Source organism: Streptosporangium sp. NPDC051022 (genome assembly GCF_040683035.1).
In the GTDB taxonomy this organism is placed as follows: domain Bacteria; phylum Actinomycetota; class Actinomycetes; order Streptosporangiales; family Streptosporangiaceae; genus Streptosporangium.
In genome coordinates, this window is record NZ_JBFBCF010000034.1 from 57,175 (window position 1) to 69,564 (window position 12,390).

The window sequence follows — 12,390 nt, forward strand, 5'->3', positions numbered from 1 at the left end:
GGCCGGGGGCCGCGTTCGCAGTGGTGCCGGTGATGCCGGTGGTGCCGGTGGTGCCGGTGGTGGACGGTGCCGTTGTGACATGTGGTGGTGCCGTGCCCGGCCGGGCGCCGGGCGGGTGACGGGTCCGGGGCGCCCGTGGGCGGGCACCTCCGGATGATCAGGTGTAGACGCCCTCGCTGAGGTAGACGGCGGCGTGCCGGGCACGGGCCCTGACCTCGTCGAGGTCGGTGCCGAAGGCGGTGACGTGACCGATCTTGCGGCCGGGCCGTACCTCCTTGCCGTAGAAGTGGATCTTCACTCCCGGGTCGTGGGCCATCACGTGCTCGTAGCGGGAGAAAAGGTCGGGGTCGTCGCCGCCCAGGAGGTTGGCCATCACCACGACGGGGGCCGACATGGAGGGCGAGCCGAGCGGGAGGTCCAGCACGGCGCGCAGGTGCTGCTCGAACTGGGAGGTGCGGGCGCCGTCGATGGTCCAGTGGCCGCTGTTGTGCGGGCGCATGGCCAGCTCGTTGACCACCAGCCCGGAGGCGGTGGCGAACATCTCGACGGCGAGCAGCCCGGTCACGCCGAGCTCGTGGGCGATCCGCAGGGCGATCCGCTGCGCCTCGGCGGCCTGCTCGGCGTCGAGGCCGGGGGCGGGAGCGAGCACCTCGACGCAGATCCCGTCACGCTGGACGGTCTCGACGACGGGGTAACTGACGCCCTGCCCGTGCGGCGACCTTGCGACCAGGACGGCCAGCTCGCGCTCGAACGGCACGAAGGCCTCGGCCATCAGCGGCACCCCGGTGGCCAGCACCTCGGCGGCCTCCTCTGCCGAGCGGCACACCCAGACGCCGCGGCCGTCGTAGCCGCCGCGCACGGCCTTGAGCACGACCGGCCAGCCGTTCTCCCCGGCGAATTCCTCCACGTCGGCGACCTCGGCGATCCGCCGCCACGGCGGGCACGGGGCGCCGATCGCGGTCAGCCGCTCGCGCATCACGGCCTTGTCCTGGGCGTGCACGAGCGCGTCGGCCCCGGGGTGCACGGCGAAGCCGTCCTCGGCCAGGGCGCGGATGTGCTCGGTCGGCACGTGCTCGTGGTCGAAGGTGATCGCGTCGCATCCCTTGGCGAAGTCGCGCAGGTCCGCCAGGTCGCGGTAGTCGCCCAGGCGCACGTCTGCGATCACCCGGGCCGCGCTCTCGTCGGGCGAGTTGGCCAGCACCCGAAGTTCCATTCCGAGGGCGATGGCCGCCTGCTGGGTCATCCGGGCCAGCTGGCCCGCTCCGATGACGCCGACGACAGGACCGATGGGACCGATGGGACCGGCCGAAGAAGGGCTGCTCACGACGGTCGAGTTTACCGGCCTGCCGTACGGGAACAGGCGGGGGCCGGGGTTGAGCCCCTCCGGGCCGGACGCGGGAGACGGGAGTCGCGTCATGGCAATGAAAGTCACCCGTGTGCTTCGTGCGACCAACCGAACCGGAGTAACGTCAGATACTGGCTTATCTCCTGACATCCGATATTTCCGCAAATATCCTTGGCTGACTGCTATGCACAACATCTGGTCAACCGGGAAGCGGAACGAGAGGATGCACCGGTAGCCTGACAGAACAGTGTCCGAGGTCCCCCCGAGTGGCGGCCCTCAGCCAACCCGGAAAGGACCGTGCGGGAGACATGGAGTTTCTGCGACGTGCCTACGCGCGGCTCGCCGACCTGGTCCAGGAGCTGGCGAAGTTCGGGATCATCGGGGCGATCGCCTTCGTCGTCGACACCGGCGGCTTCAACCTGATCATGTACGGCCTGCACCAGGGAACTCTGACCTCCAAGGTCGCCGCCACATCGATCGCGGCCACCCTCTCCTACCTCGGCAACCGCTACTGGACCTTCCGGCACCGGGAGCAGAGCGGCCTCGCCCGGGAGTACTTCCTGTTCTTCCTGCTCAACGCGGTCGGACTGCTGATCGGACTGCTCTGCATCGGTTTCGTGCAGTACACCCTGAAGCTGACCGACCCGCTGAGCCTCAACATCGCCAACCTGTTCGGAATCGGCCTGGGGACGCTGTTCCGCTTCTGGTCCTACAAGAAGTGGGTCTTCCTGGCCGTCGCGGAGGTCACCGCAGAGGTGCCGAAGGAGCTCCCCGGCGAGACCACGCGGGTCCTCTGAGCCACACGGCCCTCCGAACCGGGCGGATCCCCTGAACCACGCGGGTCCCCGAGCCACGCGGACCCGCCGGTTCGTTCGGGGTGGCCGCCGGTCACGCCGGACCTCTGACCACCCGGTTCCTGGTGGTGTCGTCGACCTGGCGCAGGAAGAGCGCGAACACCGCCGGGCGCGGCCGGACGAGCTCCAGGCGGCCGCCGTCGGCGGCGGCCAGTGCCCGGGCCAGGGTCAGCCCCAGACCCGTGCCCCCGGCCCCGCTGACGTTCCGCTCGAAGATCCGGCCCGCCAGCTCGTCGGAGACGCCGTTCCCCTCGTCCGCGACCTCGATCACGATCGACCTGTCCTTGTAGTTGGTGGTCACCGTCACCGTGCCACCGCCGTGTTCCAGTGAGTTCTCCAGCAGGGTGGAGATCACCTGGCTGACGCCGCCGCTGGTGCCCAGGGCCTGCAGTCCTCGCGTGCCGGACAGCTTCAGCTTCCGCCCCACCCTGCGGAAGGCCGGCCCCCACTCGATGAACTGCTGGTCCAGCAGTTCGTCCAGCATGACCGCGTCGGCCTGGGCCTGCCGCTGCCGCCTGGCGGCGGCCAGCAGCTCGTCGATCACCGCGGTGAGCCGCTCCGCCTGCACGATCGCGGCCTCCCCCTCCTCCTTGACGATCCCGGGCTCGTGCGCGGCGGCCACGATCTCCTCAAGGCGCATGGTCAGTCCCGTGAGGGGGGTGCGGAGCTGGTGCGAGGCGTCGGTCGCGAACTCCCGCTCCCGGGCCAGCAGGTCGGAGATGCGGGTCGCGCTGCGGTCCAGCACCTCGGCGACCCGGTCGAGCTCCTGGATGCCGTAGCGGTGCTTGCTCGGCCTGGCGTCGCCGGAGCCGAGCCGCTCAGCGATCATCGCCAGATCGCTGAGCGGGAGCGTCAGGCGGCGCGACTGCACGATGGCGAGCCCGACCGCCACCGCGAGAGCCGCGGAGGCGAGCGCGATGATGAGCAGGAGCCACGCCTTGACCTCCCGCTCCACCTGCGTCCTGTCCCGGCTGACCGCGACGTACACGCCGTTCTCCGACTGAGCGTCCTGGGTCATCTTGCGGTTGTCCGGAGGCTCGGTCCCCACCATCGTCACCTGGGGTGGGGTCCCCTTCGCATAGACCTGGATGTATCGGTCGGGATACTTACGCTTGAGTTGCTCGGGGTCGACCGGTTGATCCTGAATCCGGGCATACTCCACTTCCCCCAGCAGGCTTTTGGCCTGGGAGGAAAGCTCCTGAGTCGCCTCTTCCTCGATCAGCCGGTTGACCGCCACCCCCAGAGGGATGCCCAGCAGCAGCACTCCGATGACAGCGACGAGCAGGGTCGACGAGAGCAGGCGGCGGCGCATCCCCTACTCGCGTTCGAAGCGGAAGCCAACCCCTCGCACGGTCGTGATGTATCGCGGCTTGGCGGCGTCGTCGCCCAGCTTGCGGCGCAGCCACGAGATGTGCATGTCCAGGGTCTTGGTGGAACCCCACCAGTTGGTGTCCCACACCTCACGCATGATCTGCTCCCGGGTCACCACCTTGCCCGCGTCGCGGACCAGGACCCGCAGCAGGTCGAACTCCTTGGTGGTCAGGTGCAGTTCCTTGTCGCCCATCCAGGCGCGACGGGAGTCGGCGTCGATGCGCACCCCCTGCACCACGGGCGTCTCGGAGGTGCCGCGCCGGAGCAGCGCGCGGACCCTGGCCAGGAGCTCGGCCAGCCTGAACGGCTTGGTGACGTAGTCGTCGGCCCCGGCGTCGAGGCCCACGACGGTGTCGACTTCGTCGACACGAGCGGTGAGGATGAGCACGGGCGTGCCGTGCCCTTCGGCGCGAATGCGCCTGGCGACTTCCAGGCCGTCCATCTCTGGCAGGCCCAGGTCAAGAACAATCAAGTCGATGCCACCCGACAGTGCCCGTTCCAGGGCCTGCGGGCCGTCGGGGCTCACCTCGACTTGATAGCCCTCGCGACGTAGCGCCCGCGCCAGCGGCTCGGAGATCGAGGTATCGTCCTCGGCGAGAAGTACACAGGTCATGTTGCGATCGTAGGACCTTAAGGGATCGTTTCCCGGGTACAGCGCGCGGTTTGACTCGTCATTGACCTATCCATTGACCTGGGCAAACACTGATAAATCCCGGATAGTCGTCCCGCAACGGCCGGGGCGCGCGCGGTAGCGCTCCCGCCTCGGAACTCCCTGGAAACGACAGGCCCGCCAAGGGCTCTCTCGCCCGTTCATGACAAAACAGAACACGCCCGCCGTATGGGACTCGGTGGGCGTGTTCGGGCAGTCGATCTCAGGAGGATCTCAAGAGGGTCTCAGGAGGCCGACGGCGGCTCGGCGTAGCGAGCCAGGTAGAGCTGGATGCCGAGGCTTTCGATGAGCCCGAGCTCCGTCTCCAGATAGTCGATGTGGCGCTCCTCGTCTTCGAGGATCTCCTCGAAGATGCGGGCCGAGGTGGCGTCGCCCTTCTCACGCATCAAGATGATCGCGGGCTTCAGGCGGCCGACGACCTCCAGCTCGATGTTCAGGTCGGCGCGCAGCTGCTCCTCGACGGTCTGGCCGATGTGCAGTGTGCCCAGCCGCTGGTAGTTGGGCAGGCCCTCAAGGAAGAGAATGCGGTCGGTCAGCTTCTCCGCGTGGCGCATCTCGTCGATGGACTCTTCGCGGGTGTATTTCGCAAGCCTGGTGTATCCCCAGTTCTCCTGCATCTTCGCGTGCAGGAAGTACTGGTTGATCGCGGTCAGCTCCGCGGTGAGCTGCTCGTTCAGCAATTCGATGATCTGCTTGTCGCCCTGCATGACGGGCTCCTTGTGCTAAGCGGTCGGCATCAAATCTTCAGACCGCTTCAGGATCGCACAGATCTTCCTCACACAAGACGCACAGTCACCACCGGCACCGGTCGCGTCACGGACCTGACGTGCGCTCTTCGCCCCGGCCGCGATGCAGTCGTGCACCTCGTTCTCGGTGACGGCACGGCATACACAGACATACATGGCGGGGGAGAAACCTCTCTCAACCGGTTGTGCATAGGTAAGGCGTACCTAACATAACTCATTGAGTAAGGCTTGCCTATGTGATGTGGAACACACAGGCTTTCTCCCCCACCATATCTGAAGAGCATCGATTACGGTCAGTGACCCCTGTCCAGCCATTCCTGAAGGTGCGGGGCCTCCGCTCCGATCGTGGTCGAGTCACCGTGCCCGGTGTACACGACCGTCTCCTCCGGCAGGGGCAGCAACCGCGTCCTGATCGACTCGACGATCGTGTCGAAGGAGGAGAACGACCTGCCCGTCGCGCCGGGACCGCCGTTGAACAGCGTGTCACCGGTGAAGACCACGCCGAGTGCGGGCGCGTGCAGGCAGACCGCGCCCGGCGCGTGGCCCGGCGTGTGCAGCACCGTCAGGTCGACTCCGCCCGCCGAGATCACCTCGCCGTCCCGCAGCGGCGTGTACGGCAGGTCGGGGTAGACCATCTCCCACAGGGCCTGGTCGGCGGGGTGGAGCAGGATCGGCGCGCCCACCCGGGCGGCGAGCTCGGCCGCCGCGTCGATGTGGTCGTTGTGCGCGTGGGTGCAGACGATCGCCTTGACCTCCCGGTCGCCCACCCGCCCGGCGATGACGGCCGCGTCGTGCGCCGCGTCGACCACGACGACCTCGCTGCCCGAGCCGACCAGCCAGACGTTGTTGTCGACCTCCCAGGTGCCGCCGTCCAGTGAGAACGTTCCAGAGGTGACGACCCTGTCGATCACAGGACCACCACCGAGCGGAGCACCTCGCCGCGGTGCATCTTGGCGAAGGCCTCCTCGACGTCGCCGAGCCCGATCGTCTCGGAGACGAAGGCGTCCAGGTTCAGCCGCCCCTGGAGGTAGAGGTCGATGAGCATGGGGAAGTCACGGCTGGGCAGGCAGTCGCCGTACCAGGAGGACTTCAGCGCCCCGCCGCGGCCGAAGACGTCCAGCAGCGGCAGCTCGACCGTCATCTCCGGGGTCGGCACGCCCACCAGGACCACGGTCCCGGCCAGGTCACGGGCGTAGAAGGCCTGCTTGTAGGTCTCCGGGCGGCCGACGGCCTCGACCACCACGTCCGCGCCGTTGCCTCCGGTGATCTCCCGGATCGCCTCGACCGCGTCGGTCTCGCGGGAGTTGATCGTGTGGGTCGCGCCGAACTCCTTGGCCCAGGCGAGCTTGCGGTCGTCGACGTCCACCGCGATGACCTTCGTCGCGCCCGCCAGCCAGGCGCCGTGGACGGCCGCGCCGCCGACGCCGCCGCAGCCGATGACGGCCACGCTGTCGCCGCGGGTCACGCCGCCGGTGTTGATGGCGGCGCCGATGCCCGCCATCACGCCGCAGCCGAGCAGGCCCGCGACCGTCGCCGGCGCGGCCGGGTCGACCTTGGTGCACTGCCCGGCCGCGACCAGGGTCTTCTCGATGAAGGCGCCGATCCCCAGGGCGGGGCTGAGCGGCGTGCCGTCCTCCAGCGTCATCCGCTGGGTCGCGTTGTGGGTGTTGAAGCAGTACCACGGGCGGCCGCGCCTGCAGGCCCGGCAGTCACCGCAGACGGCCCGCCAGTTCAGGATCACGTAGTCGCCGGGGGCCACCTCGGTGACGCCCTCGCCGACGGCCTCGACCACCCCGGCGGCCTCGTGGCCGAGCAGGAACGGGAACTCGTCGTTGATCCCGCCCTCGCGGTAGTGCAGGTCGGTGTGGCAGACGCCGCAGGCCTGGATGTTCACCACCGCCTCGCCCGGACCGGGGTCCGGCACGTGAATGGTCTCCAGGGAAACGGGCTCACCCTTGCCTCGTGCCACCACGCCTTGCACGGTGTACGGCATATCCTGCACCTCGTCTTCGAGTCGGTTACCGGGGTTGGACGGCTTTTCTGCTGAGACGTCCCAGGACAATGCTTATCAGGCCCGGCGCCGCCCGTCGGACCCGGTGACGCCTCCGGGCCGGCGGAGCACGTACGGCTGGACCATTCCGAGCCCCCGGGCCGGTCGGCGGCGCATGCGGTGCACCTCGACGCCGGGCGATCCCGCGACGGCCTCGGCCAGCTCGCCGTCGGCGATGATCGTGCCGGGGCGGGCGATGGCGGTCAACCGGGCGGCCAGGTTGACGGTGGTCCCGAAGACGTCGCCCATCATCGGCACGACGGGGCCGTAGGCGAGGCCGATCCGCACCTCGGGGCCGTAGCCGCGGATCGCGTCGACGAGGGCCAGCGCGATCGCCGCGGCCGTGCGCGGCTCGGCGGCGGTGAACAGCACCTCGTCGCCGAGCGTCTTGACCAGCCGTCCGCCGTGCGCGGCGACCACGTCCGAGGCCCGCGACTCGAACCCCTCGACCAGCTCGGCCAGGCCGTGCTCGTCCAGCTCGCGGGAGAGCTGGGTGAAGGAGACCAGGTCGGCGAAGCCGACCGCGAGGGTCAGGCGGTTCGGCCCGGTCTCCTCGGTGAGGTCGGTGACGGCCAGCAGGCGGGTCCCGGCGGCCGCGAGCTGTGCCCGCCAGACGTGGACCAGCACCTGCTCGAAGTCGGGCAGCAGCCTGCGGGAGGCCTCCAGCACCGCCGCGAGGTCGGCGTCCGTCGGCTCCCGCTCCCTGTCGAGCACGGCACCGATCATGATCTCGGCCTGCCACTGCGCGAGCCTGGCGGTCGTCTGGCCGATCGCCCTGGTCATCCGGATGACCGCCCGCTCGTCCAGCGGCCCGTCCGCCAGCATCGTCTTGACCCGCCCGAGCGCGGCCACGTCGGCGTCGGTGAAGGCCACCGCGTCGTCGGGCAGCGTGGCGAAGCCGAGCGCCCGCCAGATCCGCTCGGTGAACTCCTGCGGCACCCCCGCGAGCTCGGCCACCTCGATCCGGGTGTAGCAGGGTGACGTGCCGACGAAAAGGCGTTCGATCTGCTCGGCCGTCGGACGTCTCGCCACTTTTCCTCCGCCTTCTCTCCACTTCCCGCCCAGGAGGTTACGCCACCGTTCACCCCTCGGCGTCCCCGTTGGCTGAGAAGATCGGACCGCGTGCGTCGTCGCTCGGCGTGGCCGGTCGCCGCACCGGTGATTACTCACCGTGTCAGAATATGGTCAGGAACCGGCTGACCGCTGAGCGAGGTGATTCGACCGCTCACCGACACGGCGGGACCGGTGAGCGCTCGGTGGACGCCGCTCGTCCATCCCGGCACGAGACGCCTATTCCGCACCATCAACCCGCCCTATGGTCAAGTCGCCCTTTCGTGTTCATTGCCCGGCAGATCGAAGTCGGCCACCGGCGCGGCACGCCACCGGCCGATCCCCCCAGTTCTGTTGTCGGTCCCCCCAAAGGAAATCCAGTATGAAGACGAAGAAACGGCACTTCACGCTCACCATGGGCGTGTCACTCGTCGCGGCGGCGATGGCGCTCTCCTCCTCGGCACCGGCGGCCGTGGCCGCGTCCGCGGCCGGGAGGCAGGCCGCCGCGATCGTGCCGGTCGCGGCGTCCCGGCAGGCGGCGGCCCCCGCGTGCGCACCCGACACCACCGTTCAGACCGACCGGGGTCCGGTGTGCGGCCTGGTCGTCAACAACGTCAAGTCCTGGCTCGGTGTCCCCTACGCCGCGCCGCCCGTCGACAAGCTGCGCTGGGCTCCGCCCGAACAGCACGCCCCCTGGACGACGGCCCTCGAAGCGACGGAGCGCGGCTCCGCCTGCCCGCAGCCCGCCTTCCTCGGCCCCGAGTCGTACAACGAGGACTGCCTGAAGCTGAACGTCGCCGTGCCCGTGAACGCGGGCACCGAGCCGCTGGCCGTGATGGTCGAGTTCCACGGCGGCGGGTTCCGGCTCGGCGCCTCCTCCGACGGGACCTACCTGGCGGGTGCCGGGCGCGTCGTCCACGTCAGCGTCGACTACCGGCTCGGCATCCTCGGCTTCCTGGCGCACAAGACGCTGGGCGCCCGCTCGGGGAACTGGGCGCTGCGCGACCAGCAGGAGGCGCTGCGCTGGGTCCAGCGCAACATCTCCCGGTTCGGCGGCGACCCGAACAACGTGACCATCTACGGCGCGTCCGCCGGAGGGTCCAGCGTGTGCGCCCACACCACCTCGCCCGTGTCGAAGGGGCTGTTCCAGAAGGGGATCTCGCAGAGCGGCGAGTACAACTCGCTGCGCGGCCACGAGACCATGTGGCAGACCCAGGACTGCAAGTCCGACCTGCCGACCGAGGCCGAGGCGCAGCAGACCGGTGACCGCTTCGCCGCCGCCGTCGGCTGCGGGAACGCGGCGGACGTGGCCGCCTGTCTGCGCGCGGTACCCGCCAAGACGCTGGTGGAGAAGGCCGGCGACGGGATCGGCCCCGACAAGGGCACGCTGGCCCCGATCGTCGACGGCACGATCCTGCCCCTGTCACCCGCCGAGGCGTTCGCGACCGGCCGCGTCAACAAGGTCTCCCTCATGCACGGCGTCGACCGCGACGAGACCCAGCTCCTGGGGGCCAACACCCCCGAGGAGTACGAGGCGCTGGTCAAGCAGCAGTACGACTCCCTCGCCCCCGAGGTGTTCAAGCGCTACCCGCTGAACCGCTTCCCCGCCCCCTCGGCGTTCATCGCCTACCGCACCATCGTGGCCGACTCCAACTCCGTCTGCCCCGCCCTGCTCAACGACGAGCGGCTGGCCCGCCACATCCCGGTCTACGCCTTCCAGGTCGACAACGCCGACGCCCCGCCGATCTTCTTCCTGGACAAGACCAAGCCGAACGGCTCGTACCACATCAACGAGGCGCTCCTGCTGTCCTTCCCCAGGACCGACCTGAGCCCCAACCAGCAGACCTTCGCCACCCAGCTGGCCGCCCAGTGGACCGGCTTCGCCAGGACCGGCAACCCGACGGTCGACGGCACGCCCTACTGGTCCAAGTTCACCCGCTCCCACCCCGGCGTCATGTCTCTCGTGCCCGCGGGCGACAGCCAGCTGACCGAGGAGATCTCCAAGCAGCACAACTGCGACTTCTGGAAGAAGTACGCGGCGTTCACCCGCTGAACGGGCGCCTCTCCCCCACCCGGTGCCCGGCTCACCCCGGCGCCGGTTCCCTAGCGCGCCCGCTCCGGAAAAGCGCCATATATCAGCCTTTCATCCGGTGACTCGATGAACCGTTGACCGTTCACGGCGCCTGTCCGCGCCACCCGTGCACGGCACCGGTTCACCGCACCGGCTCCGCACCGCGCCGGATCGCGCCGGCGCACCACGCCGACTCGTCATGCCCGCTCGCCTAACCGGTTCACCGGACCGGTTCACGGGACGCCGCCCAGGTCTCCGTGGGCCTCCGTGGGCCTCCGTGGGCCTCTATGGACCTCCATGGGTCTCCGTGGGCCTCCATGGGCCTTCACGGCCTCCGGAGCGGTGACGCGCGCCGCGGTCGGCTTCCCCTCCCCCGGTACGGCACGCCACACCGCCCTCCGGGACCACACATGAGAGAAGAGATGGAAATGCATCCGATCCGCAGGAAGAGATTCCTCAGGTCCGCCGCGGTGGTGACCGTGTCGTGCCTGGCCGTACTGCTGAACACGCCCGTCACGGCCGGTGCCGCGTCCCCCGGCGGGGGCGACCAGGCCGTGACCGACACCACGGCCCAGGGGGCCCAGGGGGCCCAGGGGGCCCAGGGGGCCCAGGGCGGCGGCCACACCCCGCCCTCGATCCCCGGCGACTGGCCGTCCTGGCAGAAGGACCTGAGCGGCTCGCGTTCCAACCCCTTCGAGCGCCGGCTCACGCCCGGCAACGTCGGCAAGCTGAAGCTGAAGTGGGCCTTCGCCTACCCCAAGAACACTGGCACGCCGCACAGCCAGCCCGCCGTCGTGGGCGACACGATCTACTTCGGCGCGACGGATGGCCACTTCTACGCCCGTGACGCGCGGACCGGCGCCGCGAAGTGGGACTTCGACCTGAGCACCGTCGGCACCCCGGGCCCCGGGGGACGCGCCGTGGTGCAGGACGGGGCCGCGGTCTCCGGCGGCAAGGTGTACTTCGGCGACGGCCGGGGCTACTTCTACGCGCTGGAGCAGAAGACCGGGAAGCTGGCCTGGGCCCGGCAGATCGACACCGAGATCGCCGCGGGCATCACCAGCTCGCCGATCGTCTACGGTGGCCGCGTCTACGTCGGCGTGTCCAGCGGGCAGAACATCCTCGGCAAGACCTTCCCCTGCTGCACCTTCCGCGGTCACATCGACGCCCTGAACGCCGAGACCGGCGAGCAGGTCTGGCGCTACTACACCGTGCCCGAGCCCAAGCAGAACGGCACCTGGCCCAACGGGGTGCCCCGGTACGAGCCGTCCGGGGCGGGCGTGTGGAGCACCCCGGCCATCGACCCGGTCACCCGCACCCTGTACGTCGGGACCGGGCAGAACTACACCGGCAGCGGCGGCGACTTCGACTCGGTGCTGGCGCTGGACATCACGACCGGCAAGGCCCGCTGGACCAGGAAGATGACCGACGTCGACACCTGGCGCATCGAGTGCTCCTTCCCCACCCCCGAGGACAAGCAGTACTGCCCGAACCTGCCCGACGGCACCGCGCTGGACTACGACCTGGGCGCGGCGCCCAACCTCTTCACCGCCGGCGGCAAGCACCTCGTCGGCATCGGCCAGAAGGCCGGCGTCTACCACGTGCTCGACGCCAGGACCGGAAAGATCGTCTGGCAGCGCCAGCTGTCCACGCCGATGCCCAGCGGCGGCCTGTCCGGCATCCAGTGGGGCACCAGCTTCGACGGTGAGCGCCTGTACGTCTCGACCTACATGGGCAGGCCGGGCACGCTGTTCGCGATCAACCCGGCGGACGGCCACATCCTCTGGAAGACCCCCAACCCGGAGGACGGCTGCACCACCGGCGGCGCGGCGCAGTACCCCAACGTCTGCCAGCTCGGCCACGGCCCCGCGGTGACCACCACGCCCGGTCTCGTGTGGCTGGGCAGCATGGACGGCAAGATGCGGGCCTACTCCGCGCGCACCGGTGAGGTCCTGTGGACCTACGACACGATCACCCCGGTCGACGGCGTCAACGGCCTGCCGGGACGCGGCGGCGCCGTGTCCGGCGCGGGCGGCGCGGTCGTCTCGCACGGCATGGTCTACGTGCAGTCCGGCTACTCGTTCACCCCGTACCCCAACCCCGACCGCGGCTCGGTCCTGCTGGCCTTCGGCCTGTAGCGAAGCCGGCGCGGACACCTCTCTCCCCGAACTTCCTCAGGTAGTGGGCTCTCCCTGAGGAGGAGGGCCGGGGGCCCCACCGCCCCCGGCCCGCC

11 protein-coding genes are annotated in these 12,390 nt (G+C 69.7%); 3 read left to right on the forward strand and 8 right to left on the reverse strand.

Features of this window, described 5'->3' with window-relative positions; genetic code table 11:
• Positions 1-157: 157 nt before the first annotated feature.
• Positions 158-1,324 carry a 5-(carboxyamino)imidazole ribonucleotide synthase gene (locus tag AB0N02_RS38280; RefSeq protein WP_363957273.1) on the reverse strand — a complete coding sequence of 389 codons (1,167 nt, stop codon included), beginning with the start codon at positions 1,322-1,324 and terminating at the stop codon, positions 158-160.
• 329 nt (positions 1,325-1,653) lie between these two features.
• Here AB0N02_RS38280 and AB0N02_RS38285 point away from each other — a divergent pair, with 329 nt between their 5' ends.
• On the forward strand, positions 1,654-2,142 hold the full coding sequence (locus tag AB0N02_RS38285) for a GtrA family protein (protein WP_363957276.1): 489 nt from the start codon (positions 1,654-1,656) through the stop codon (positions 2,140-2,142).
• A gap of 91 nt (positions 2,143-2,233) precedes the next feature.
• Here AB0N02_RS38285 and AB0N02_RS38290 read toward each other — a convergent pair whose 3' ends face one another.
• The 7 genes from AB0N02_RS38290 to AB0N02_RS38320 all read right to left on the reverse strand — a co-directional run bounded on the left by AB0N02_RS38290 (position 2,234) and on the right by AB0N02_RS38320 (position 8,068).
• Entirely contained in the window at positions 2,234-3,511 is a 1,278-nt protein-coding gene (locus AB0N02_RS38290) for an ATP-binding protein (RefSeq protein WP_363957279.1), read from the reverse strand.
• Positions 3,512-3,514: 3 nt separating this feature from the next.
• Positions 3,515-4,183, reverse strand: coding sequence for a response regulator transcription factor (locus AB0N02_RS38295; protein WP_012888073.1), 669 nt, complete (start codon positions 4,181-4,183; stop codon positions 3,515-3,517).
• 281 nt (positions 4,184-4,464) lie between these two features.
• On the reverse strand, positions 4,465-4,947 hold the full coding sequence (gene bfr, locus AB0N02_RS38300) for a bacterioferritin (protein ID WP_363957282.1): 483 nt from the start codon (positions 4,945-4,947) through the stop codon (positions 4,465-4,467).
• A gap of 15 nt (positions 4,948-4,962) precedes the next feature.
• Positions 4,963-5,142 (reverse strand): (2Fe-2S)-binding protein, encoded by a 180-nt coding sequence (locus AB0N02_RS38305; RefSeq protein ID WP_363957285.1) that lies wholly within the window; start codon positions 5,140-5,142, stop codon positions 4,963-4,965.
• Between the two features lie 137 nt (positions 5,143-5,279).
• The gene (locus AB0N02_RS38310) at positions 5,280-5,897 is read right to left on the reverse strand and encodes an MBL fold metallo-hydrolase (RefSeq protein WP_363957287.1); all 618 of its coding nucleotides are present in this window, start codon (positions 5,895-5,897) and stop codon (positions 5,280-5,282) included.
• On the reverse strand, positions 5,894-6,979 hold the full coding sequence (locus tag AB0N02_RS38315; protein ID WP_363957289.1) for an S-(hydroxymethyl)mycothiol dehydrogenase: 1,086 nt from the start codon (positions 6,977-6,979) through the stop codon (positions 5,894-5,896). The genes AB0N02_RS38310 and AB0N02_RS38315 overlap by 4 nt, the downstream gene beginning before the upstream one ends.
• A gap of 75 nt (positions 6,980-7,054) precedes the next feature.
• Positions 7,055-8,068: an adenylate/guanylate cyclase domain-containing protein gene (locus AB0N02_RS38320; protein WP_363957292.1), complete on the reverse strand. Its 1,014-nt coding sequence runs from the start codon at positions 8,066-8,068 to the stop codon at positions 7,055-7,057.
• A 400-nt stretch (positions 8,069-8,468) separates the two neighbouring features.
• Here AB0N02_RS38320 and AB0N02_RS38325 point away from each other — a divergent pair, with 400 nt between their 5' ends.
• Both AB0N02_RS38325 and AB0N02_RS38330 read left to right on the forward strand, forming a co-directional pair.
• The gene (locus AB0N02_RS38325; RefSeq protein ID WP_363957295.1) at positions 8,469-10,139 is read left to right on the forward strand and encodes a carboxylesterase family protein; all 1,671 of its coding nucleotides are present in this window, start codon (positions 8,469-8,471) and stop codon (positions 10,137-10,139) included.
• 440 nt (positions 10,140-10,579) lie between these two features.
• The gene (locus AB0N02_RS38330; protein WP_363957298.1) at positions 10,580-12,295 is read left to right on the forward strand and encodes a PQQ-binding-like beta-propeller repeat protein; all 1,716 of its coding nucleotides are present in this window, start codon (positions 10,580-10,582) and stop codon (positions 12,293-12,295) included.
• Positions 12,296-12,390: the final 95 nt, after the last annotated feature.